The 23,082-nt window shown below is 65.3% G+C and carries 22 protein-coding genes and 1 tRNA gene; 14 read left to right on the top strand and 9 right to left on the bottom strand.

Annotation, left to right across the window (positions count from 1 at the left end):
* The first annotated feature begins 11 nt into the window (after positions 1-11).
* The 10 genes from CJ010_RS23145 (at position 12) to CJ010_RS23100 (ending at position 10,605) form a co-directional block, all read left to right on the top strand.
* The gene (locus tag CJ010_RS23145; protein WP_141020240.1) at positions 12-755 is read left to right on the top strand and encodes a thioredoxin domain-containing protein; all 744 of its coding nucleotides are present in this window, start codon (positions 12-14) and stop codon (positions 753-755) included.
* Between the two features lie 195 nt (positions 756-950).
* Entirely contained in the window at positions 951-1,445 is a 495-nt protein-coding gene (radC, locus tag CJ010_RS23140) for a DNA repair protein RadC (RefSeq protein WP_141020239.1), read from the top strand.
* Positions 1,446-1,663: 218 nt separating this feature from the next.
* Positions 1,664-2,140: a MerR family transcriptional regulator gene (locus CJ010_RS23135; protein ID WP_141020238.1), complete on the top strand. Its 477-nt coding sequence runs from the start codon at positions 1,664-1,666 to the stop codon at positions 2,138-2,140.
* Positions 2,137-5,100: a class I SAM-dependent DNA methyltransferase gene (locus CJ010_RS23130; protein ID WP_141020237.1), complete on the top strand. Its 2,964-nt coding sequence runs from the start codon at positions 2,137-2,139 to the stop codon at positions 5,098-5,100. Before CJ010_RS23135 ends, CJ010_RS23130 begins: the two co-directional genes overlap by 4 nt.
* 26 nt (positions 5,101-5,126) lie before the next feature.
* Positions 5,127-5,762, top strand: a complete 636-nt coding sequence (locus CJ010_RS23125; RefSeq protein ID WP_240794448.1) for a hypothetical protein — start codon at positions 5,127-5,129, stop codon at positions 5,760-5,762.
* A 143-nt stretch (positions 5,763-5,905) separates the two neighbouring features.
* A complete protein-coding gene (locus tag CJ010_RS23120; RefSeq protein ID WP_141020236.1) occupies positions 5,906-6,349 on the top strand; it encodes a TIGR03757 family integrating conjugative element protein in 444 nt (147 codons plus the stop codon).
* The gene (locus tag CJ010_RS23115; RefSeq protein ID WP_009521866.1) at positions 6,346-7,290 is read left to right on the top strand and encodes a TIGR03756 family integrating conjugative element protein; all 945 of its coding nucleotides are present in this window, start codon (positions 6,346-6,348) and stop codon (positions 7,288-7,290) included. The genes CJ010_RS23120 and CJ010_RS23115 overlap by 4 nt, the downstream gene beginning before the upstream one ends.
* A 10-nt stretch (positions 7,291-7,300) precedes the next feature.
* Positions 7,301-8,707, top strand: a complete 1,407-nt coding sequence (locus CJ010_RS23110; protein ID WP_141020235.1) for an integrating conjugative element protein — start codon at positions 7,301-7,303, stop codon at positions 8,705-8,707.
* A complete protein-coding gene (locus CJ010_RS23105; RefSeq protein ID WP_141020234.1) occupies positions 8,704-9,057 on the top strand; it encodes a hypothetical protein in 354 nt (117 codons plus the stop codon). Before CJ010_RS23110 ends, CJ010_RS23105 begins: the two co-directional genes overlap by 4 nt.
* A 15-nt stretch (positions 9,058-9,072) precedes the next feature.
* On the top strand, positions 9,073-10,605 hold the full coding sequence (locus CJ010_RS23100) for a conjugal transfer protein TraG N-terminal domain-containing protein (RefSeq protein WP_141020233.1): 1,533 nt from the start codon (positions 9,073-9,075) through the stop codon (positions 10,603-10,605).
* A 28-nt stretch (positions 10,606-10,633) separates the two neighbouring features.
* On the opposite strand, the gene CJ010_RS23095 is transcribed toward CJ010_RS23100, so the two are convergent.
* The gene (locus tag CJ010_RS23095) at positions 10,634-11,002 is read right to left on the bottom strand and encodes a DUF3742 family protein (protein ID WP_017462896.1); all 369 of its coding nucleotides are present in this window, start codon (positions 11,000-11,002) and stop codon (positions 10,634-10,636) included.
* A 223-nt stretch (positions 11,003-11,225) separates the two neighbouring features.
* Between CJ010_RS23095 and CJ010_RS23090 the strand changes: the two genes are divergently transcribed.
* The 3 genes from CJ010_RS23090 to mobH all read left to right on the top strand — a co-directional run bounded on the left by CJ010_RS23090 (position 11,226) and on the right by mobH (position 14,954).
* Positions 11,226-11,984 carry a type IV toxin-antitoxin system AbiEi family antitoxin domain-containing protein gene (locus CJ010_RS23090; protein ID WP_017462895.1) on the top strand — a complete coding sequence of 253 codons (759 nt, stop codon included), beginning with the start codon at positions 11,226-11,228 and terminating at the stop codon, positions 11,982-11,984.
* Positions 11,977-12,897, top strand: coding sequence for a nucleotidyl transferase AbiEii/AbiGii toxin family protein (locus tag CJ010_RS23085; protein ID WP_141020232.1), 921 nt, complete (start codon positions 11,977-11,979; stop codon positions 12,895-12,897). The genes CJ010_RS23090 and CJ010_RS23085 overlap by 8 nt, the downstream gene beginning before the upstream one ends.
* 203 nt (positions 12,898-13,100) lie before the next feature.
* Entirely contained in the window at positions 13,101-14,954 is a 1,854-nt protein-coding gene (gene mobH, locus CJ010_RS23080; RefSeq protein ID WP_141020231.1) for a MobH family relaxase, read from the top strand.
* A gap of 26 nt (positions 14,955-14,980) precedes the next feature.
* Here the strand turns inward: mobH and CJ010_RS23075 are convergent, their stop codons facing one another.
* Positions 14,981-15,280, bottom strand: coding sequence for a helix-turn-helix domain-containing protein (locus CJ010_RS23075; RefSeq protein WP_003282197.1), 300 nt, complete (start codon positions 15,278-15,280; stop codon positions 14,981-14,983).
* A 138-nt stretch (positions 15,281-15,418) separates the two neighbouring features.
* Here CJ010_RS23075 and CJ010_RS23070 point away from each other — a divergent pair, with 138 nt between their 5' ends.
* On the top strand, positions 15,419-16,012 hold the full coding sequence (locus tag CJ010_RS23070) for a LysR substrate-binding domain-containing protein (RefSeq protein WP_141020230.1): 594 nt from the start codon (positions 15,419-15,421) through the stop codon (positions 16,010-16,012).
* Positions 16,013-16,059: 47 nt separating this feature from the next.
* On the opposite strand, the gene CJ010_RS23065 is transcribed toward CJ010_RS23070, so the two are convergent.
* The 7 genes from CJ010_RS23065 to CJ010_RS23035 form a co-directional block, all read right to left on the bottom strand.
* Positions 16,060-17,913 (bottom strand): integrase arm-type DNA-binding domain-containing protein, encoded by a 1,854-nt coding sequence (locus CJ010_RS23065; protein WP_138860711.1) that lies wholly within the window; start codon positions 17,911-17,913, stop codon positions 16,060-16,062.
* A gap of 238 nt (positions 17,914-18,151) precedes the next feature.
* Positions 18,152-18,225 (bottom strand) — tRNA-Gly (locus CJ010_RS23060).
* Positions 18,226-18,309: 84 nt separating this feature from the next.
* On the bottom strand, positions 18,310-20,040 hold the full coding sequence (gene ptsP / locus CJ010_RS23055) for a phosphoenolpyruvate--protein phosphotransferase (protein ID WP_141020229.1): 1,731 nt from the start codon (positions 20,038-20,040) through the stop codon (positions 18,310-18,312).
* Between the two features lie 3 nt (positions 20,041-20,043).
* The gene (locus tag CJ010_RS23050) at positions 20,044-20,313 is read right to left on the bottom strand and encodes an HPr family phosphocarrier protein (RefSeq protein WP_141020228.1); all 270 of its coding nucleotides are present in this window, start codon (positions 20,311-20,313) and stop codon (positions 20,044-20,046) included.
* A 7-nt stretch (positions 20,314-20,320) separates the two neighbouring features.
* A complete protein-coding gene (locus CJ010_RS23045) occupies positions 20,321-20,704 on the bottom strand; it encodes a PTS sugar transporter subunit IIA (RefSeq protein ID WP_141020227.1) in 384 nt (127 codons plus the stop codon).
* A 171-nt stretch (positions 20,705-20,875) separates the two neighbouring features.
* The gene (locus tag CJ010_RS23040; RefSeq protein WP_141020226.1) at positions 20,876-22,501 is read right to left on the bottom strand and encodes an ABC-F family ATPase; all 1,626 of its coding nucleotides are present in this window, start codon (positions 22,499-22,501) and stop codon (positions 20,876-20,878) included.
* Positions 22,502-22,590: 89 nt separating this feature from the next.
* Positions 22,591-23,079, bottom strand: a complete 489-nt coding sequence (locus CJ010_RS23035) for a GNAT family N-acetyltransferase (RefSeq protein WP_141020225.1) — start codon at positions 23,077-23,079, stop codon at positions 22,591-22,593.
* Positions 23,080-23,082: the final 3 nt, after the last annotated feature.

The following is a 23,082-nucleotide window of genomic DNA, read 5'->3' as shown; positions in this document are numbered from 1 at the left end:
GGAGCAACACGATGCGCATGCCTTCATTCGCCCGCCGTCATCCCTGGATCGGTCTGCTGATCGTGGTGACGATTGGGGTTGCCTCGTGGATGCTGCTGCGCGCGCCGCATCCGGCGACCGAGCCCATGTCCCTGGCCGCCGCCGGGTCCGAAGCGCCGAAACCGGCCGGCCCGCCCTGGCTGTATGGCCGTGCCGATGCGCGCTTCACGGTGGTCGGGTACGCCGACCTGGAGTGTCCGTACTGCCGGGCCTACTTCCCCGCGCTCAAGCGCTGGATCGACGCCCATCCCGAGGTGAACTGGCAGTGGCACCACCTGCCGCTGTCCATGCACGAGCCGGCCGCGACTGCCGGGGCACGCCTGGTCGAGTGCGCGGGCGAGACGGGCGGACATGCCACGTTCTGGCAGGCCGTGGCGTGGCTCTACTCGAACACCCGTGGCGACGGCCAGGGCCTGCCGGAGGGCCTGCGCTATCCCGACCTCACGCCAGCCATGCAGGGTTGTCTCGACAGCGAGCGCCCCGATGCCGTCATCCGTGCCCAGGCGGTGGAAGCCGCACAGCAGGGCATCGCGGCCACGCCGGCCCTGCAACTGCGCGACCGCGAGTCCGCCAAGACCCTCCTGCTGCACGGTCCCGTCGAAGGCGATGCCTTGCTGTCGGCCATCGACCTGCTCGCTGCCGGCAGCACGACCGCAGCCGAACCCGCCCATTCCCCAGACATGCCCGCCGGCGTTGCCGGTGACATGCCCAGGTAGCCATCGATCTTCAAGGCTGCGGCGCGGCTCGTCCGCGTTGATCGAAACCCGTTCGCATCGCATCCCTTGACGCGAACGGCCACCGCATCCGCGGTGGTGGATGCCCGCTCGTCACCTGTTCCATCCCCATCGTCCCCAGGAGGGTTTGCCCTCCAGGGGCAGGCGCCCTCCGATCTCATCCATTGGAGGTTCGCCATGTCTCTTGTCATCGCCGACTCCCGCCCGGAGTCGCTCACCCTGATCGCCGCCCAGCACGAAGACTGGATCATCCGGCAGGCCATCACCCTGCTGGAGAACCGCGTGTTCAAGGCCGGTCCAGCGCTGGGCAGTCCCGCCGCCGTGCGCGACTACCTGCGCCTGAAACTGGTCGCGGAGCCGAACGAAATCTTCGCCGTCGTGTTTCTCGACAACCAGCACCAGGTGCTCGCCTTCGAGCCGCTGTTCAAGGGCACGGTCGACCAGACTTCGGTGTATCCGAGGATGGTGGTTCAGCGTGCGCTGGCGCTCAACGCTTCGGCGCTGATCCTGGCGCATCAGCACCCCTCGGGGAACACCGAGCCCTCGGCCGCTGATCGTGCGATCACGGAGCGGCTGAAGAGCGCCCTGGCCACCGTCGATGTCCGGGTGCTGGACCACTTCATCGTTGGCAAGGGCAGCCCGTACTCGTTCGCCGAAGCCGGCTTGCTGTAGTCCGCAGGCGCCCCTTCCGGGGGCGCCTGCGTCTTGCCCCTATCCACACGAACTGCCATGGAAAGTTCCGGTTGCCACGTTCGCGATGCGCTCTGATGGTCGCGACTTCCGGAAGCTTGGAAGACTTGTGGGATAGGCGGCTGAACCGGCCTGTATCTGTTGAGAAGAACACCTTTACATGGCAGAATATGTAAATTTTCTAGTTGCCAACAACGCAAATGTCTGCCGTTACCGCCATCCAGTACACTCAGGATCAGATGCGCACGCTAACCGGCGTGTCCGTCGAAACGGTGCGGCATTGGCGCAAGACCGTGCCTTACTTGGCGTCCAAGACCGGGAAGGCCGCCCGTTTCACCTTCGCCGATCTCCTCGGCTTGGCCGTTACCAATGAGTTGGTCAGCTCGTTGGGAGTGCACATCGCCACCGTCAGCGTCGGCGTTGACGCGCTCTTTCGGTTGCTGGGCACGAGTAGCGCATTGGCGCTGAATGGGGCCGTGGCGTTCGTGACGCCCACTTCGGCGGCCCTGTGCGATATCGGCCCCGAGGGGATTGGGCCGGCGCCGACGCAACCGACTCTCGTCATCCCGCTCGATCCGTTGATCACGCGGCTTCAGCAGCACATGCTGCCGATCGTCCCGGCCCCGAGCCAGGCAGCGTTGCCGTTTCCGCCCGAAGCTATCCGGAGTAGGGCGTGAACACTGCCACACTGGAACAGGTGCTCGCCGCAACCGGCTACCTGCCGGACGGGCGACCCGCGCCCGGCCTTCGGTTGGGGGCTGAGGCGCAGTCCTCGCGCCACGGCCGCGTTTTTGTTCCGGACGCATTGTGGCGCAGCGCGTCGTCGTTGACCGTCTACTTCAAGTTTGAGCAAAGCGCGCCTGCAGACGATCTGGTCAGCCAGTGGCGACGAGAGGTCTGGAACGAGGGGTTCGCGCCGTTGCTGTGGGTGATCTCGCCGCAGCGTATCGACCTGTACAACGGTTTCGGCACGCCCGTGAAAGAAGGCGATGCCCAGAGACATTTGATTCGGCGTTTCGAGAACATCGAAGCTTCGCTTCATGAACTGGACGAGTTAGCCGGCCGACTGGCGATCGAGACGGGCCAGTTCTGGGTCCAGGTGCCGGCCATCGATCGCAAGACCAGCGTCGATCAGAAGCTCCTGTCCGACCTTGGATGTCTCGAACGCGATTTGGTCGCAGGCAATCTCGCGCGCGATGCGGCGCAGGCCTTGATCGGGCGCGTGATCTTCACCCAGTACCTGATTGACCGCGAGATCGTCAGTGCGGCGCGGTTGAAGCGGGTATGCGGCCGCACGGCGTTGCCGGCGATCCTGCGAGACCGGCCAGCGACCAACAAGCTGTTCGCATGGCTGGCCCAGACCTTCAACGGCGACATGTTTCCGCCCTCGTCGGTGAAAACGACACCAGCCGCTCACCATTTGACGCGGGTTGCGGAGTTCCTGGAGGCTGTCGATCCTGAAAGCGGGCAGCTCAGTTTCTTCCCCTACCAGTTCGACGTGATTCCGGTCGAGCTCATCAGCTCGATCTACGAGCAGTTTGCGCACGCTGAGCCGCGGACGGATGGAAAGCGCACAGAAGCGTTGCGAAACGGCGTGCACTACACGCGACTGTCCGTCGTCTCGCTGATCCTCGATGAGGTCATGGATGGCCTATCGGGACGGGAGTCGGTGCTGGATTTGACGTGCGGCTCCGGTGTTTTCCTGGTCGAAGCGCTGCGGCGCTTGGTTCATCTTCGCTCGCAAGGTCAGCCGCCCACGAGGGAACTGATCCGCTCGACGCTCTACGGGCAAGTCTATGGCGTGGACATTAGCGAAGCCGCGATTCGCGTCGCTGCGTTCAGCCTGTACCTGGCAGCGCTTGAGCTGGACCCTGACCCGCAGCCACCGCAGTCCCTGAAGTTCCAGCCATTGATCGGCAGGACATTGCTCGTCGGTGACGCTCGTACGGTCGAACGTGATGGAGATGGCAAGGCCGTGCTGGCGACGCCGACAGGACTGAAGCAGTTCGACCTGATCGTAGGCAATCCCCCTTGGAGCTTTAAAGGGCAGACAGGAACCGAAGCGCGGCGCAAGACCAGGGTTGCGGGCATTCCCGCGCAGCCGCGCGGAGAAGGTCTCGACTTCGTATTGCGGGCGGCAGAGTTTTCGCATGGGAAGACGCGTTTCGGCGTCATTCTCAGTGCGACGCCATTCTTCAGCCGCAGCGGGACGGGCATGGCGGCGGCGCAGCATGTCATGAGCACCTTGGCCCCTGTCACCTTGGTCAACCTGTCCAACCTATGCAGTTGGCTCTTTGCGACCGCAACGATGCCAGCGGTGGTCCTCTTTGCACGTCATCGGCCGACTCAGCGGGCGGATCAGATCACGGTCGTTCAGATTCCGTGGACGCCGAGTGGCGCAAGGACTCATTCGTTCGAAGTGGCGCCGAGTGACGTCATCAAGTTGAGCCTGGGTGAGATCGAGAGGCAACCACTGAAATTGAAGGCTGCTGCCGTAGGTCGTCGCCGCGATCTTCTCTTGTTGGAGGAGCTGACATCGGTGCATCAAGGCCTGGGCGAGCGACTGGCATCACTCGGCACAAAATTCCGCGATGGATTGACTCAAGGCAGTCCTGCGAACCAGACGCGCGATGCGCGTGAAATGAAAGGCTTGGAACTGCTGCAGGCCAACGACATGCAGCACTTTTGCATTCCCGACGATCTTCTGACGTACAACCGCTCGAAAGCACAGTGGCCACGCTCTCGCGACACCTACCGAGCCCCCCTGTTGATCGTCAAAGAGATGGTGGTGGGTCACCCGCGGGCTCTGGTTGCTGTGGCCGATCGAGACCTTGTCTTCACGGACTCTTATTTCGCCGCGTCACTGCCTTCAGGCCACAAGCAAACGGCGCATCTGCTCGCAGCGATCCTGAGTTCCGCGCTGGCATCGTGGTTCTTCGGTTTGACGGCCTCCGAGTTCGGCATCTACAAGCGAAAGCTGCTGATGCGCGACGTCGCCTTCCTGCCGGTGCCCGACTTCACATCTGCCGTGAGGTCGCAGGCTGGCCAGCGCTTGTTGGTGTTGGAGAAGGCGCTGCGCGAACGTGAAGTCGAGGCAGAAGAGTGGAACGCATTGGATGAGGCAGTCTTCGACCTGTACGAGCTGAACGATGCTGACCGAGTTGTTATTCGAGACGGGCTTCTACGCGCCGGGTGGCAATGGGAAAGCGGTCGCGAGTCGTCCATTTTCCCTTCGGACAGCCGTACTGAGGTCGCGGCGTATGCCAAGACGTTCCTGTCCGTTATCGAGGGTTGGCTTTCCGTTCGCAATAAGCGGCACATGCGCGCCGAAGTGCTCGACTTGCCAAGCAGTTCGGCCTTGCGCGTCGTGCGCTTTGTCTTGGAAGAGGGACCGGGCAATGCGAGCGTGAGCGTTGTGGCACCACAAGGCGAATTGGGTGACGTACTGGCACGTATCGGCAGGCGCCTGAAAGTCAAGATCGCGACCGCACTCAGTGCAGAGCGGGAATTGCGAGTACACGGACGCAACGAAGTCGTGATCATCAAGCCAGCAGCACGGCGCCACTGGATGGGCATAGCGGCATTGGAAGATGCCGACGCAGTGGTCGCGGAGAGCTTTTCAGGGGGCAAAGTTTGAGGATTCCCTATGAGACACCTCCCGCATTGGGCAGAGAGTTCATTGAACTGGGGCCTGAGGTCGTGGCGGTCATTCTGCTGACACTGGCCGCAGGTTGGCAGCGAGCATGCGCAGCCGAGGACGTGAATGCCAACGCTGGCGAGGTGCTCATGACGGAGCGCCTGCGCGATGGAATGCGTGGAGCGCTAAGAAACTCCCCATGGAAGCTGATCGTGCTGCCTGGAACTGAGTCGCGATCCAAAGCAAGCGTGGTGTTGCCGGACGGGCGCACCGATATTCCTCTGATGTTGATCGAAGTCTTCCTCCGCACGCAGGAGCATGACCCGCATGCAGTCATCGAATGCAAACGCATTGCCGGGTCGGACACCCACCTGTGCCGCGAGTACGTGGTCGAAGGCATGGATCGATTCGTCCGGGAGAAGTACGGAGAGAACCACGCAATCGGCTTCATGGTGGGCTATGTTCTCTCCGGCTCGCCTTCGGAATCCGCGGATGGCGTCAACGCTTACTTGAGACGAGTTTCGCGCTCAGACTGCCTCGCCCCGAGCGACATCAGTGACGGGACTTGGCAGAGCCTACATGCACGCTCCAAGCCGTCGATGCCGATTCGCTTACATCACGCGTTTCTTGGGTTCGCGGGCACCTCAGCGTCCCGCACCTGATCTCCGCCTCCGGCAGGAGGCAATCACAACGCTCACAACGGCATAGGGTATGAAACCGGCAGGGGCCGGATGCGGTTTCTTTGTCGCGCCACATCGGCACTTGAAGTCGACTGTGACCTTGATCGACTCCAAGGACGCCCGATATGCCGGTCCCCTTCTTCAAGGCTTCGCCCCGGCTGCCGACCATCAGCATTGCGCCCGGACTGTGGGCAGTGCTGTTCTTGTTCACCCAGACTGCAGCAGCCGATGTGCTCGTCGTCACCGACAGCCGTCATCCGGTGCAGGCCCCGGCCGGCGTGCGGATCATCGAGCTGGACCAGGCCACGCGCATCGAGGTCGAACTCGCCGCGCACCTGCCGGCCGACCCGCAACAGGCCGCAGCCGTGGTGCGGCAGCGGTTGCATGGCGGCGGCGAGGCCCTTCAGCGCCGCATCGGCCACGCCTATCAAGGTGTCGCGGATGCCTGGGGACTGGGCATCGCCAAGATTCCCGCCGTGGTGGTCGATCGACGCTACGTGGTCTACGGCGAGCCCGACGTGCCCCGCGCCGTCGCGCGCATCAACGCCTACCGGAGCACGCAGCCATGAGCCTCCTGCTGGCACGCCGGCGCCTGCGCGCCACCGCCGCCTCGCTGCTGCTGAGCGCGGCCACGTCGACGTTCGCCCTGGACACCGCCACCATCGTCTCGTCGGCGCTGTCCCCCGACTGCCTCGAATACCGCGTGGTCGGTATCTGCTACTGGCTGTACTGCACGCCCTTCGGCTGCTCGGTTCGCACCTCCGTCAAGGTGCGCCACTACGTCCCCGATGCGGTGGTGTCGAGCTACTCGAACACCGGCGAAAACCCGTGGCTGGAGGTCAGGGCGATGAGCATGCCCAACCCGACCGCCAAGGCTGGCGGTGACGGCACGACCAATCACGACAACGAGAACAACCTCGCCAAGTTCAAGAACGCCGATGTCATCGGCCATCCGGCCGGGCTGGTGTTCAGCCAGTTCGCCAGCGCCTCCGGCTACACCTGCGAAGGCGCTGGCACGGCCTTCATGCCGTATCTGCTGAGCACGCTCGACACGATCGCCTGGCGCTACAACATCCCGGAAGCGTTCTACCCCGAAGCGCTCATCCCCGGCCGGCGCGAAATCGGTACGCGCACCGGCCTGAACCTCTGGGGCAACGTGTATCCCCGCGGTGGCTTCCTGCACCAGACCGACGACCACAAGAGCGGCGCCGTGGTCGCGCAGCGCGCGGGCGACATCGTGACGCGCCGCAACCAGATTCACGTGTACCAGCCCCTGCTGGCCAGCGCCCGCGACGGCTACTGGCCGGCCGGCGCGCTGATGGAGACCGACGCATCGACGGGCAAGTGGCAGGAGCTGACGCCGACGCTCTCGAACAGTTGCGCGGTCTTCCCGCACAGCCGCACCCGCGTGCAGGCCCAGCAGGGCGACTACGCCTGGGCCTTGTGGCGGCCGTACTCCTGCTGCCTGCGCCGTGGCCAGGTCTTCCTCGGCAGCGTCGATTTCATGTGAGGAACCCACGATGAACGCCTCCCTCCCTGACTTCCTGCGCCGCGCGAAATCGCACCTGCGGGCCACGCTGCTCGTGGCGGCCATCACGCTGGTCGTCGGCGTCGTCTGGGCGCAGACCCGCATCGATCCCAATGGCGTGAACGTCAGCGGCAGCGTGATCGGCGACGACGTGCTCTACAGCATCGGCGGCGGCCGGGCCGTGTCGATGGGTGGTGCCGGCAACATGCAGAGCATCGGCGTGGGAATCGGCTGGAACAGCAACCTGATCTGCGGCGACATGAGCATCACCACGACACTGCAGAACCAGCTCAACGGCATCACCAACGGCTTCCAGGCGATCATGAGCAACGTGATCCAGAACGCCACCAGCGCCGTGGCCTCGCTGCCGGCGCTGATCATCCAGCGCGCCGACCCGGGGCTCTACAACCTGCTGACCAACGGCATCCTCCAGGCGCGCCTGGACTTCGACCGCTCGAAGATGACCTGCCGGGCCATCGCCAATCGCATGGCGGACATGGCCGGTGGCCAGGCCGGCTGGGACCAGCTCGCCGAGGGGATGGCGCTGCGGGATGCGGTCAGCAGCACCGACGCCGTCTCCGCCATCGAGCAGGCCGAGTCCAACAAAGGGAACAACGGCGTGCCCTGGGTCGGCGGCGGCAACGCGGGTGGCTCTGGCCAGAGTTCGATCAAGGTGGTCGGCGATGTGACGCGCGCGGGCTACAACCTGCTCAACGGGCGCAGCGCCACCGATACCTCGTCGATCGCGCGCAGCGCCTGCGGCAACCGCCTGACCTGCCAAACCTGGTCGTCGCCTGGCGCGGCCGCGGCCTTTGCGAATCGAGTTCTGGGCGAACGCGAGCAACGCACCTGCGAAAACTGCACGAAGACCCAGACCACGCCTGGCGTCGGGCTCACGCCAGTGATCCAGGAAGAGTACGAGACCAAGCTGCAGGTGCTGCAGGAGCTGGTGACGGGCGCCCGGCCGACGACGCTGGCCAATCTCGACGCAGCCGGCAGCAGCTCGCTGCCGATCACCCGCGGCGTGATCGAGGCCCTGCGTGACGAACCCGACCAGGACGTGCTGGGCCGGCGCCTCGCGTCCGAGGCGGCGCTGTCCAGCGTGCTGGAGAAGGCCCTGCTGCTGCAACGCACGTTGCTGACCGGCAAGAAGGAGCCGAACGTCGCCGCCAACGAGTTGGCCGTGCGGGCGGTCGAGCAGGAGAACAGCGCGCTGGAGCAGGAGATCAACAACCTCAAGACCGAACTGGAGCTGCGCCGCACGCTGGCCGGCAACTCGGCTATGGCGATCATCCAGCGCCACAGCACCCGCGCTGCCGGTTCGCGCGGCGTCTTCGAGGGCGACACCACACGCGACCGTCTGCGGGAAGTCCAGAAGCCGCGGAGCGGTACGCCATGAGCCGGCTAGCCTGGCTGCGGCTGCCATGGCTGTTCAACCGCCGCGTCGGCGTGGCGCTGCTGTGGACCTTGCTGGTGGCCGCCGCCGCCGTGGCGGTGAACATCGCCGGCATCCACGTGGTGGGCGGCGTCGAGGGCTGGCAGCACTGGCTGCAGGCGCACGCCGGCCACTTCTTCGTGTGGCGGCTGTGCCTCTACGGAGCGACGGCTTACGGCTGGTGGTGGATGCGTCGGCGCCTGTTGCGGCGGGAGCCGTCCCGCGAGACGCATCAGCGCCTGCTGCGCACGGAGATCGCGGCCGTGATCGCCGTGGTCGCGCTGGAAGCCAGCCAATTGTTGCAGCACGGCTGAGACCGGGAGGCAGGCATGACGCTCTACACCACGGACTACCTGGAGTATTACCTGACCCTGGTGGCTTGGGTGGTCAACAACGGCATCTGGAGCATTCTCGTGGCCAGCGGCGTGTTCGCGCTGCCGTTCGTGGCCATCGTGATCCAGGAATGGCTCAAGGCCCGCAGCGAAGGTGCGGACGAAGGCAACAAGGGCGTGCTGTCGTCGATGCGCATCGAGAACCGGGTGTGGGTGGCGATCGTGGTCATCATGTTCGCCGGCATTCCGTTCATCCCGGTGGATCTCGCCACGATCAGGTTCGACACCACGCGCTCCGCGCAATGCCAGGTCAACGTCCCGCTGCCCAACGACACGGGCTGGTCCAACGTCTACACGGCGCTCAACGACCAGAGCGCGCTGGTGCCGGTGTGGTGGTTCTTCATGCACGCGCTGTCGAAAGCCGTGACGGGCGCCGCGGTGGCGGCGATTCCCTGCGGCACGGACCTGCGCGAGATTCGCATGGATGTGGATGCCTCGCGCATCGACGATCCGGTGCTGGCACAGGAGGTCGCCGACTTCACGCACGACTGCTACGGGCCGTCGCGCGCCAAGCTGTTCATGAACCGGCCGACGCTCTCCGACGAGCAGATGAACGACGTCACCTGGATCGGGTCGAGTTACTTCCTCGACACGCCCGGCTTCTATGACACCTATCGCGCCAGGACCCCACGCACGGCCTGGCCCTACGACGCGACCCGCGATGCGGGGCTGGCACAGGTGGACAGCGGCGGCGGCTATCCGTCCTGCCGGCAGTGGTGGGCCGATGGCGGCCAGGGACTGCGCAGCCGGCTGCTGGCACAGGTCGACCCGGACCTGCTGACCCGCATCGGGCGCTGGGTGGGCTTCCTGTCGCAGAGCGAGGTCAATGACTCGGTGATCCGCGCCGTCGTCTCACCGCGGCAGCAGAAGATGAACCAGGGCGCCGTCTACACCGACTACGGCGGCCAGATCGACAAGACGCTGCCGAACATCGTCACGCGCGGCGCGAGCGACCTGGGGCTGACCGTCGGCTCGCTGGGCTTCTTTCCGGCGATGGACGTGGTGCGCCAAGCGCTGCCGATGGTGCTGACGATGCTCAAGATGGCGCTCGTCATCTGCATCCCGCTGGTGCTGCTGATCGGCACCTACGACCTGAAGACGGTGGTGACGGTGAGCTGCGTCCAGTTCGCGCTGTTCTTCGTGGACTTCTGGTTCCAGCTCGCGCGCTGGATCGACAGCACGATCCTGGACGCGCTCTACGGCTGGGGGTTTGGCGCGGACAGGCCGCACGCCAACTTCGACCCATTGATCGGCCTGAACAATGCGTTCGGTGACATGCTGCTGAACTTCGTCATGGCAACGATGTTCATCGTGTTGCCGACGTTCTGGGTCATGGCACTCGGATGGGCAGGCGTTCGCGCCGGAAACTTCCTGGGCGGTCTTATCACTGGCACGTCCGATGCGAAGTCGGCTGGGGGTAGTGGCTCTCGCCTTGCGATGACGGCTGTATCGAAAGGTGCTGCGAAGTAAGGAGCACTCTCTCGCGTTGATGCGGCAGCTACGGCTCGTCGGGATCGCCCATGTCGATCCGCCAGTCATCTTTGTCGTACAGGCCGACGCCCGAGTGTCCGTCTCTAAGTTCCGGCTGCTTCTCGTCGTCCTCGTCGGCGTTCCGCGCGAGCCATGCGGCGACCACCGCAAAGGCCAGCAGCAGGACGAGCCAGGATACGGTGTATAGCAGCATGCCAAGTACGGCCAGCTTGACGATCCAGAGCACCGCCGTCGCCGCGCCCGCGGGTACCCCGCGCGTCACCAGCCAGCCGGCGACACGCTGCTCGCGGCGGAGGTATCCACGCCAGGCACGGCCAGCCCCCCGGCCCAGCCGGTGGCTCCAGCGCCCGTTGTGCGTGTTGGTGCTCATGCTCATATGCCTCGGCTTCAGTGGTGCCTCACCTCGCGGAGCGGCCGGTCGTGGCCTGCCCTCCAGCATAGACCGCGATCAGGAGGGCGGGTTGCGGCCGGCAGAGCCGGGTTGGCTCGGGCCGCAGGTCGATTAGATTCTGAGCGATAAATTAAACCTTATGCTACTTTCCCTGCACGTTCTTGCAATGGCTCTAGGGGTTGATTGGATTCTGTGTTATTTTTATAGCATGAATGGAAATTCTCGGCACCAGGTAATCAAGCGACTGCAGGCGGGACTCCCCCGTGGGGCGCCGTTCGACCTTGCCACCCTGAGCCAGTTCGGGGTGTCGCCCCAGCTCGCCGCCCACTATGCCGACGGCGGGTGGCTCGTGCGCCTGGCCCATGGCGTCTATGCCTTCCCGAACGATGAGTTCGGGGTCTACGGTGCGCTGAAGTTCCTGCAACAGCGCGTGCCCGGCCTGCACGTCGGCGGCAAGAGCGCCCTGGCCCTGCAGGGGGTGCGGCACAACCTGGGCAGCCGGGAGGCGCTGGTGCTGTGGGGCGACGGTCGCTTCGCGTTGCCGGCCTGGTTCACTTCGCGCTTTCCGGCCCGCTACGTCCACGCCCGCCTGTTCGACTGGCCGGACACGGCGCTGGCCGGCAAGACCCTGACCACGCCGCCTGGCCTGCCCGAGGATCTGCGGGTGGCAGCCCCCGAGCGTGCCGTGCTGGAGCTGCTGTACGAAGCCGGCGTCAAGCAGAGCCTCGAAGAGGCCCGCAACCTCTTCGATGGACTGCGTTCCCCCCGCAAGGACTTGCTCGGGCAACTGCTGTCCTGCTGCGCCAGCGTGAAGGCCGTGCGCCTGTTCCTGACCTGGGCGCGCGAGACCAGCCTCGTGGACGTCGATGCCCTGCTGGAGCAGTACCCGGTTCGCACCGGCAGCAACACGCGCTGGATGAGCCGGCTCGATGACGGCACCTTGCTGAGCCTGAGACCTCATGGATAAGACCTACGCGGACACCGTTCGCCTGCTGCTGGCCGTCGCGCCCGACGTGTTCGCCAACGACATCTTCGCCATGAAGGGCGGCACGGCCATCAACCTCTTCGTGCGGGACATGCCGCGCCTGTCGGTGGACATCGACGTGGTGTACCTCCCGTGGCAGACGCCGCGCGACGAAGCGCTGCAAGCCATCAACCAGGAGCTGGCCGCCATCGCCGCGCGCGTTGCGCCACTGGGCGTGCAGACACGCCTGGTTCGCGCCAAGGACCTGGGAGACACCAAGCTGATCGTCGAGAACGACGCCAGCCAGGTGAAGATCGAGGTCAACGTCGTGTTCCGCGGCAGCGTGCTGCCCGTCGAGCGGCGGCCGCTGAGCGCCAAGACCAGCGATCTGTTCGGCGTCGAGTTCGAGCTGCCGGTTCTGGCACCGGACGAGCTGTACGCCAGCAAGCTGGTGGCCGCGCTGGATCGACAGCACCCCCGCGACCTGTTCGACGTGTGGCAGCTCTACGAATCGGGCGACATCAGCGACGGCATGGTCGAGTGCTTCGTGATCTATCTGGCGGGCCACAACCGGCCGCCCCACGAAGTGCTGTTCGGCAACGACAAGGACATCGCCGGCGAGTACGAGCGGGCCTTTGTCGGCATGACCGAAGTGGACTGCTCCCTGGAGACGCTGCTCGATGCTCGCGCCACGCTGCGGCGCGAGCTGCCACAGCGACTGAGCACCGCGCACAAGCAGTTTCTGAGCGGGCTGGTGCGCGCAGAACCGGACTGGTCGCTGGTGCAATGCCCGCACGCCGCGCAACTGCCGGCACTGCGCTGGAAGCTGAGCAATCTCGAAACCTTCCGCAAGCGCCGTCCCGACGACTTCGCAGCGCAATCCGCCGCCCTCGACACCGGCTTGGGCCAGAGCTGACGAACATCCTGCAGCGCCCCACTTGCCGGGATTGCCCCATGCCGCATTCATCGTGGCACCCGCGCAGCAGCGGCCCTATACCCAAAAGCTTCCGACAAAGGCCAAAGGGCTGGGAAGGGGCAAAGGAAGGGCGCCAAGGGGAAAGGCCCTATCCTGAAAAGGCCAAAAGGCGCCCCCGAGCAGCCCGTCATCCGGGGTTCGCCATGCTCTCGCTGTTCCAGCGCAAACGGGTGCCACCCACCGCCGGCACGCCGCCCACCTCCGCCATCGAAACTCCGAAAGGGTCGATGCGGCCGGAGTCGGCCGCATCGCTGCTGGCCACGCCGCGCCGGCAGAAACTGCTGGAACACATCTGGCAGCGCACATCGCTCTCGCGCCGGCAGTTCGCCACGCTCTACCTCGCCCCACTGGAGCGCTACGCCGAGCTGGTCCAGCAGTTCCCGGCCTCCGAGAACCACCACCACGCCTATCCGGGCGGCATGCTGGACCACGGCCTGGAGATCGTCGCCTATGCGCTGAAGCTGCGGCAGTCATACCTGCTGCCTGCGGGCGTCACGCCGGAGGCACAGGCGGCCCAGGCCGAAGCCTGGACCGCAGGCACGGCCTACGCGGCCCTGCTGCACGACATCGGCAAGATTGCGGTCGATCTGCACGTCGAACATGCCGACGGCAGCGTCTGGCATCCCTGGCACGGCCCGCTGCGAAAGCCCTACCGCTTCCGTTACCGAAAGGAGCGCGAGTACCGCCTGCACAGCGCCGCCACCGGGCTGCTCTACGCGCGCCTTCTCGATCGGGACATCTTCGACTGGCTCAGCGGCTATCCCGACCTCTGGGCCGCGCTGCTGTACGTGCTGGCCGGCCAGTACGAGCACGCCGGCACACTCGGCGAGCTGGTCGTGCAGGCCGACCAGGCATCGGTCGCCCAGGAACTCGGCGGCGATTCCAGCAAGGCGCTGGCGGCGCCCAAGCATGCGCTGCAACGCAAATTGCTCGACGGCTTGCGCTACCTGCTCAAGGAAGCGTTCAAGTTGAACCAGGCCGGCCCGGCGGACGGTTGGCTGACCCAAGACGCCTTGTGGCTGGTGAGCAAGACCGTCTCCGACAAGCTGCGCGCACATCTGCTGTCACAGGGCATCGACGGCATCCCGGCCAGCAATACGGCGGTGTTCAACGTGCTGCAGGATCACGGCATCGTGCAACCGACGCCGGATGGCAAGGCGATCTGGAAGGCTACCGTCACCAGCGACGCGGGCTGGTCGCACGCATTCACCTTCCTGAAACTCTCGCCAGCGATGATCTGGGATGCCGCCGACCGGCCGGCGCCGTTCGCAGGCCGTGTGCAGGTCGAAGAGGAACAAGCGGAGCCGACGCCACAGGCGCCGGCGGTGCCCGATGGGCCGCGCGCGGAAGGCATCGAAGCTGCATCCGCGAGCACGACGCCGATCGCATCCGCAGCCATGGACACCGGCGTGGCCGCGCTGCTCGACCTGCTGGGCGACACCGCTCCACCCACGGCACCGGAGATCCCGAGTTCCCCTGTTGCCGAGCCCGAGCCGGCCCCTTCGACCGTGCCCCCGCCGCAGATGGGCCTCGCGCCTTCCCAGGATCGCGCGGAGCCCTCCGGGGCGCACTTCATGGCCTGGCTGCGTCAGAGCATCCAGACGCGCAAGCTCATCATCAACGACGCCAAGGCCCTGGTGCATACCGTCGCCGGTACGACCTATCTCGTCAGCCCCGGCGTGTTCCAGCGCTACGCGCAGGAGTACCTTCAAGTCGCCGCGCTGGCCAAGCAGGAGAAGCTGGAGGGGTGGCAGTGGGTACAGAAGCGCTTTGAGAAGCTGGGGCAGCACCGCAAGCAGCCGAGCGGGCTGAACATCTGGACCTGCGAAGTCACGGGGCCGCGCAAGTCGCGCCGGCTGCACGGCTATCTGCTCGCCAGCCCGGAGGCGCTGTTCCGGGAGACGCCGCCAGACAACCCATACCTGCGGCTCCTCAACGAGGCCGCAAAGCGCGAAGATTCAGCCCTTGGGGGCAAGGACAACGACGATCAGGGGTAGGCGTGCGACCGCTGTGCGGGCCGGCTTCAATCTGCGGATGGAGCCGACTCTGCCAGCTTGGCTTCGGTCAGAGTCATCAAGTGGGCGGAACTGCATTTCAGCGCACGGGCAATCTTGAGGATGAGAGGGAGCGTGGGCACATGCTCGCCGCGCTCGATCTTGCCCATGTGCGACCGTTCGATGCCGGCCATGTGGGCCAGCGTTTCCTGAGCTATGCCCTGGTTGGTTCTTTCTTCCCGCACGGCAGCCCCAAACGCGATGGCTGGTTCCGCTTCGTAGGTAGTGGTGCCGGTGGGGCGGCCCCTTTGGATCGAACGCTTTGGCATTGCCAAGAGCGTCGAACACGGTCACGATTTAAACCACGTTAAACTTAACTCATCCAACGGCTTCGAGATCAGTTGCCACGAGTTCACCGCCTGGGGGAGCTGGACGGGGAATCGAGTGACATCACCGCCGAAATTCGCATGGCCGTCCTCGGCGAATGGGTGCCTCCCCAGCTCGCCGACGTGCTCGCTCTGCAGCGTGCCGAAGAGCCGGAGACTCATGCCGTCCTGGCCGGCTGGACAGATCCCGGTCGAGGCGCGGAGATGCCGGACGACGGCTTCGACTTCGCCTTGTCTGCGGTTGCCCGGCAGTGGCCTGGCTGGGTATGCGAACCGCTGTGGCATGACACGCTGGCGGTCGCCGTGGCCAAGCGCTCCCACCTGCTGGCCCACCGTGAAGTGCCGTGCGGGGAAGTGCTCAAGCAGCCCTTGATCTGCTCGCAGTCCACGGCCGATGAACCATGGCGCATGACCGTGCAGCGCGTGTTCGAGAACGCGCTGCAGGAGCGGGAGCAAACGGTGGAGACATTCGATGTGGTGATGACGCTGGTTGCCGCCGGGTACGGGATCACCATTGCGCCCGCCGCGAGACTGGCGAGCTACCTACGCCGAGGCATCGCCATGCGGCCGCTGGCCGGCGCACCAACGATCGTGATGGCTTATCTGCTCCGTCGCGAGGCTTCCTTGTCGGACACCCAGGCAAGATTCGCCCGCCGCGCGCGCTTGGTGTCCTGACGGACGCGCGGGGATCGCGGTTTCGCCACGATCCCGCATTCCTGCTGCTAGGCGGCCCCGACTCGCGGCGGGGTCCATTCGCTTTCCTTCACGGCTGTGCTCACGGCCATGACGAGCTTGTCGAGATTGCCGGCCGTCACGCCCTCCAGTGCCGAACGCCCCCGCAGCATCGAGCGCGGCTGTAGCAGTGCATGGTAGATCTGCCAAGGGTCCGCACCCCTGGTTAGCTTCAGGACGGACTGGATCAGCTCGTGCTTGAGTGGGTCGAGGTGCCAGTCCGGCACGCGCTGGCCGCGGTTGCCTACGTTCAACGCCAGCAAGTTGCCCGCCTTGATCTCGTAGCTGATCCACCTGCGGGATTTGCCTGCCATCTTGGCAAACGCAGCGACGGGAAGGTTGTGCGGCGCTTCGAAGACATCGAACAGTTCCATCCTCTCGCGCTGAATGTCCGAAGGCACCAGCGGCGCGGCCGATCGAGGGGGCGGAACCGCCGGCAGCCGATGTGCGGCGGCAGAAACCAACGGCATGGCGTCGCCCGGCTTCGTCACGAGCAGGATTGGCGAAGCGGCAACCGGCGCGGAGGGCGCGCTTGCGGTTTGCTCACTCGGAAACGCGGGCACGCCTTCCAGATGCACGGTGAGCGGCATGCTGGCCGCCTCGACCTGGTTCTGCTCGAAGAGGTCGAGCCGATCGGCCCAGTCCTGCATCATGCGGCGACGCTGCTCCACGTACTCGGCATGGTTGTAGGTCGCGCTGACCTTGTTGGGATCGACATGCGAGAGCTGTGCATCCACCCAGACCTTCGGGTAGCCGATCTCGTTGAGCGCAGTGGACATCGTGCCGCGGATACCGTGTCCGGTCAGGCGCTCCTGATAGCCCATGCGTTTGAGCGCACCATTGAGCGTGTTCTCGCTGATGCGCTTCTTCAAGTCGCTGTCGTGCCGGAACAGGTGGCGCTGGGCCGGCTTGAACTCATCCAGCAGGTGCCGGACGATCTCCATAGCCTGAATCGACAGCGGCACGATGTAGGGCGGGATGTCCTTCGGCTGCTGCCGCTTCTTGCGCATATCCAACTGGAGTTGCTTCACGACGTCGGGCGGGATGATCCACAACCCCCGGTCCAGATCAAATTGATCCGGCATCGCCTGTCGCAGCTCGCCGGTTCGCACGCCGGTCAGCAGCAATAGCCGCAGCCCGAGCTGGGTCTGCCGCCTGCCGCGATAGCTGCGCAGACGCTGCAACAGCTTCGGCAGCTCGGCCATGCGCAGGAACGGGTTGTGGTTGACGGGTGGCAGCGGCAGCGCCACCACATCGAGATCGGCGGCGGGGTTCTGCTCCAGGCCCGGCACGATCACCAGCGCGTAGCGGAACAGTTGGTTGAACCACGTTCTGACTTTCTCGGCGACGGAGAGCGCCTTGCGCTTCTCGATCTTGGCGATCACCTCCAACAGGTCGGGACGCTTGATCTCATAGACCGACCGCTTGCCCAAGGCGGGCAGCACATCCTTGTCGAAGATGCGCGGAAGTATCGAGAGGGTCGTCTGCCGGCCTTCCTTGAGGCTGAGCCCGCGATGCTTGAGCCACTTGCGATACACCGCATCGAAGGTGTTCTCGTCGGCGAGCCGGACAGCGGTGCGCTTCTGCTTGCGGTGAACGCGAGGATTGGTGCCTTTGGCTAGCAGGGCGCGCGCTTCGTCGCGCAGGCTGCGGGCCTCGCGAAGTGTCACCTCCGGGTAGGTGCCGAGCGACATCCGCTTCTGCTTGCCCGCCCAGTAGTAGCGGAAGTGCCAAGTCCTGCCCCCTGCAGCCGTGACGGCCAGGGAGAGGCCATCCAAGTCAGGGAGGGTGTATGCCTTGCCAGTTGCCTTGGCCTGCCGAACGGCCAGGTCTGAGAGTGCCATGCTCTTGCTCCTGAACATGAGTCAGGAACCAGATGCTGGTCACGTCGACCTCGCCCCTCCATCAACAATCCGGAATCAGCCGCACCCGCAAAAATGGACTTGTTTGTGGACTTAAAAGTCCCGGCTGTAGGCGGATCGCAGTGGACCACGGCAGAACGTCAAAGAGAGGAAAAGTCCTTGTGTGGCAACGACTTGCAGACTCTCTTGGACTTCTGCGGAAGTCCGCAGAATGATGCGGTGGAGCGGGCGAAGGGAGTCGAACCCTCGTCATCAGCTTGGGAAGCTGAGGTAATGCCGTTATACGACGCCCGCGCTGCAGGACGGCAAGCTTGCCGTCGCGAAAGAGGCGCCATTCTAATGGGCCCGGCGGTGCCGTGCAATGCGGGCCCGCAGCGGTCAGCCGGCAAGCCGCTCCACCGCTTCGCGCACCCGGGCCTGCTCGTCCATTTTCAGGATGCGCTGCACCCGCGGCGCGAGCTCGCCGAGGTCGGCGCGCAGCACCTGCTGCTTGATTTCCAGGATATGGCCGGGGTGCATCGAGAAGTTGCGCAGCCCCATGCCCAGCAGCAGCAGGGTGTAGGCAGGGTCGCCGGCCATTTCGCCGCACACCGAGACCGGCAGGCCGTAGCGCGCACCCGCCTGGATGGTGGCACCGATCAGCTTGAGCACCGCCGGATGCAAGGGGTCGTAAAGGTGCACCACCGCTTCGTCGGAGCGGTCGATGGCCAGCGTGTACTGGATCAGGTCGTTGGTGCCGATCGACAGGAAGGACAGCCGGCGGATGAACATGCCCAGCGCCAGCGCCGCGGCCGGTACCTCGATCATGCCGCCGACCGGCACCTGTTCGTCGAACTTGATGCGCTCGGCACGCAGCTCGGCCTTGGCCTTGTCGATCAGCTTCAGGGTCTGGTCGATCTCGTGGGCGTGGGCGAGCATCGGCACCATGATCTGCAGCCGGCCGTGCACCGAGGCGCGCAGCAGTGCGCGCAGCTGGGTGAGGAACATCTTCGGTTCGGCCAGCGAGTAGCGCACCGCACGCAGTCCGAGCGCCGGGTTGGGCTCGAAGCGCGAATGCGCGCCGTTGAGCGCCTTGTCGGCGCCGACGTCGAAGGTGCGTATCGTCACCGGCTTGCCGGGCACCGCCTTCAGCACCGCGCGGTAGGCTTCGTACTGTTCGTCCTCGTCGGGCAGGGTGTCGCGGCCGATGAAGAGGAACTCGGTGCGGTAGAGGCCGACGCCGTCGGCGTTGCAGGACTTCACCTGGGCGACGTCCTTGGGACCCTCGATGTTGGCGAGCAAGTGGATCTGCTCGCCGTCCAGCGTGGTGGCCGGGGTGTCGCGCAGGCGCTTGAGCTTGGAGCGCTCAAGTTCCAGCTCGGCGCGGCGCAGGCGGTATTCCTCGACGATGCTGTCGTCCGGCGCGACGATGATGACGCCTCGGGTGCCGTCGACGATCAGCAGTTCGTCGTCCTCGACGAGGTCGCGGATGTGGTGCAGGCCGACCACCGCCGGGATCGCCAGGCTGCGCGCGACGATGGCGGTGTGGCTGGTGGGGCCGCCGACGTCGGTGACGAAGCCCGAGATGTTGTGGTCGCGAAAACCGATGGTGTCGGCCGGCGACAGGTCGTGGGCGACCACGATGGTGCCCAGGCCGTCGCGGCGGCGCGGCGGCAGGTGGCCGGGATGGCCGAGCAGCACCTTCACCAAGCGCTCGACCACCTGGACGACGTCGGCCTGGCGTTCGCGCAGGTAGGGGTCCTCGATCTGGCGGAACTGCTCGACCAGCAGTTCCATCTGCTGCACCAGCGCCCATTCGGCGTTGCAGCGGCGCGATTCGATCAGCGCGTGCGCGGCCTCCACCAGCATCGGATCGGCCAGCATCATCAGCTGCAGATCGACGAAAGCGCCCACCTCGCTGTGGGCCTGGCCCAGCGTGGCGGCGGCCTTGAGTCCGATCAGCTCGCCCTGCACGGTGGCCACGGCGTCGGCCAGCCGCGCGGCCTCATCGGCCAGATGCTTCTGCGCGACGTGGTAGTGGTTGACCTCCAGCAGCGCGTGCGACACCAGATGGACGTGGCCGATGGCGATGCCTTGCGAGACCGGCAGGCCGTGCAGGGTGAAGGGCATGCCTCATTCCCCTTCGCCGAACTTGTCGGCGATCAGCGCCAGCAGCGCCTGCATGGCCGCATCGGCGTCGGTGCCGGCGGTCTCGATGGTGATGGTGGCCCCCCGCGCGGCCGCCAGCATCATTACGCCCATGATGCTCTTGGCGTTGACGCGACGGCCGTTGCGTTCCAGCCAGACTTCGGCGGGAAAGCTGCTGGCGAGCTGGGTGAGCTTGGCCGAGGCCCGCGCGTGCAGGCCGAGTTTATTGACGATTTCCGCTTCCGCTCTGGGCATTGCTGGCTCATTTGATGTGGATGACACCGTCGCAGCCGCCGGATACGGCACGCTGGACGAGCGTGGTTATGTCCTTCTCGCGATAGGTCAGTACCCGCAACAGCATGGGCAGGTTGACCCCCGCGATGCCTTCCACCCGGCCCGCTTGCAGCAGCTTGGTGGCAATATTCGACGGGGTGGCGCCGTAGATGTCGGTAAGGATGACGACGCCATCACCGGTGTCGGTCCAGTCAAGCATTTCACGTGCCACTGGCAACAGGTCGAGCGGATCGTCCTGGGCCGACACACCCAATTGCATGATCTGGACCGGCCGTTTGTTGAGCACATGGCAGGCGCACTGGATCAGTGCCTCGCCGAGCGTGCCGTGGGTGATGAGGAAGATGCCGATCATGGAAGCCCCGCGCTTTCGAACGATTGTAGCCGAAGCGGGGCGCAGGCTTCACGCTTGCCGGGAGGGCAGGACAAGCGCATGAGGGGAAGCTGCGGCGGGCGTCGCGTTCGACGCCGCGGAGGGAGGGCGGAACGGGTGCTGCCACGCCGCAGGTGGCAGCACCTGCAGGGCTTACTCCAGGCCCTGGCTGGAGAGGTATTCCTCGTAGGTGCCGCGGTAGTCGACGATGCTGCCGTCGAGCCTGATCTCGATGATGCGGGTGGCCAGCGAGGACACGAACTCGCGGTCGTGCGACACGAAGATCAGGGTGCCGGCGAACTTGTCGAGCCCGGTGTTGAGCGACTCGATCGATTCCATGTCGAGGTGGTTGGTCGGCTCGTCCATCAGCAGCACGTTGGGGCGCGACAGCATCAGCTTGCCGAACAGCATGCGGCCCTGTTCGCCGCCGGAGATGACCTTGACCGACTTCTTGACGTCATCGCCGGAGAACAGCAGGCGGCCCAGGGTGCCGCGCATCAGGGTCTCGTTGTCCTCGCCGGTGGCCGCCGCGGTGATGCGGGAATAGTCGGCGATCCACTCGGTCAGGCTGACGTCGCTGGCGAAGTCGGCGGAGTGGTCCTGCGCGTAGTAGCCCGGCTTGGCCTTTTCCGCCCATTTCACCGCACCCTTCTGCGGCTGCAGTTCGCCGACCAGCAGCTTCATCAGCGTGGTCTTGCCGACGCCGTTCTCGCCGATGATCGCCACCTTGTCGCCGGCGTCGAGTGCGATCGAGAACTTGTTGATGAGCGGCTTTTCCATGCCCTCGTAGGCGAAGCTGATGTTGTCCACCTCGCAGGCGAGGCGGTGCAGCTTGTCCTTCTCGTCGTAGTCGAAGCGGATCCACGGATACTGGCGGCTGGACGGCTTGACGTCCTCGGGCTTCAACTTGTCGATCAGCTTGAGGCGGCTGGTGGCCTGCTTCGCCTTGGACTTGTTGGCCGAGAAGCGGCGCACGAATTCCTGCAGGTCCTGGATCTTTTCCTTGGCGCGGGCATTGGCGGCGGACTGGCGTTCGCGCGCCATGGTCGACGCTTCCATGTAGTCGTCGTAGTTGCCCGGGTAGATGGTGATGGTGCCGTAGTCCAGGTCGGCCATGTGGGTACAGACCTGGTTCAGGAAGTGGCGGTCGTGGGAGATGATCACCATCGTGCAGTCGCGGTTGTTGAGCACGTCCTCCAGCCAGCGGATGGTGTTGATGTCGAGGTTGTTGGTCGGCTCGTCGAGCAGCAGGATCTCGGGATTGGCGAACAGCGCCTGACACAGCAGCACGCGCAGCTTCCAGCCGGGGGCGACGTTCTGCATCGGGCCGTTGTGCAGCTCGGTGGCGATGCCCACGCCGAGCAGTAGTTCGCCGGCGCGCGCTTCGGCGGTGTAGCCGTCGTATTCGCCGACCTTGCCTTCGAGCTCGGCGGCGTGCATGTAGTCGTCTTCGGTGGCTTCCGGGTTGGCGTAGATCGCGTCGCGTTCCTTGATCGCCGCCCACAGTTCCTCGTGGCCCATCATGACGACGTCGAGCACGCGCATGTCTTCATAGGCGAACTGGTCCTGGCGCAGGTAGGCCATGCGCTCGTGCGGATCCTTGGAGACATTGCCCGCGGAAGGCTCGAGGATCCCGCACAGGATCTTCATGAAGGTCGACTTGCCGGCGCCGTTGGCGCCGATCAGGCCGTAGCGGTTGCCGTCGCCGAACTTGACGGAGACGTTCTCGAACAGGGGCTTGGCCCCGAACTGCATGGTGATGTTGGCGGCGACGAGCACTGGGAATTCCGTTTTTCAGATAAAACAAAGCCTTGCATTATAGCGCAAGGCTTGCGCGAATTTTGGAACTTGTGTAAGGCGGGTAGAGCCTACAGCCACTTCTGCAGGAACAGCGCCTGACCGGCGGCCGGATCGAGCACATAAGGGCGAAAGCCGGCGTGCTCATAGGCGGCGAGCGCTGCGCGATTGTTGGACAGCACTTCCAGCGTGAGCTTGCAGCAGCCGAGCGCCCGTGCCGCGTCCTCCGCGGCGGAGAGCAGGGCCTGAGCGATGCCGCGGCCGCGCCGGTCGGCGTGGACGACGATGTCGTGCACATTGAGCAGCGGCTGTGCGGCGAAAGTGGAAAAACCTTCGAAGCAGTTGATCAGGCCGCAGGCCTCGTCGCCGTCGAAGGCCAGAAAGCCGACGAAGCCGGCACGGCCGGCGAGCCGTTCGACCAGGTGGGTGCGGGTTTCGGCTGTGAGCGGTTTGCCGCCGCCCATCGGATCGCGGGCGTAGTGGTCGAGGAGCGCGAGGAAGGCTGCCGCGTGAGCGGCGTCGGCCAGATCCAGGGGCGTGATGCGCAGGGGGGTGGTCATGGC

This window comes from Azoarcus sp. DD4, from assembly GCF_006496635.1.
GTDB lineage: Bacteria > Pseudomonadota > Gammaproteobacteria > Burkholderiales > Rhodocyclaceae > Azoarcus.
This window is presented reverse-complemented; position numbering and strand designations above follow the sequence as displayed.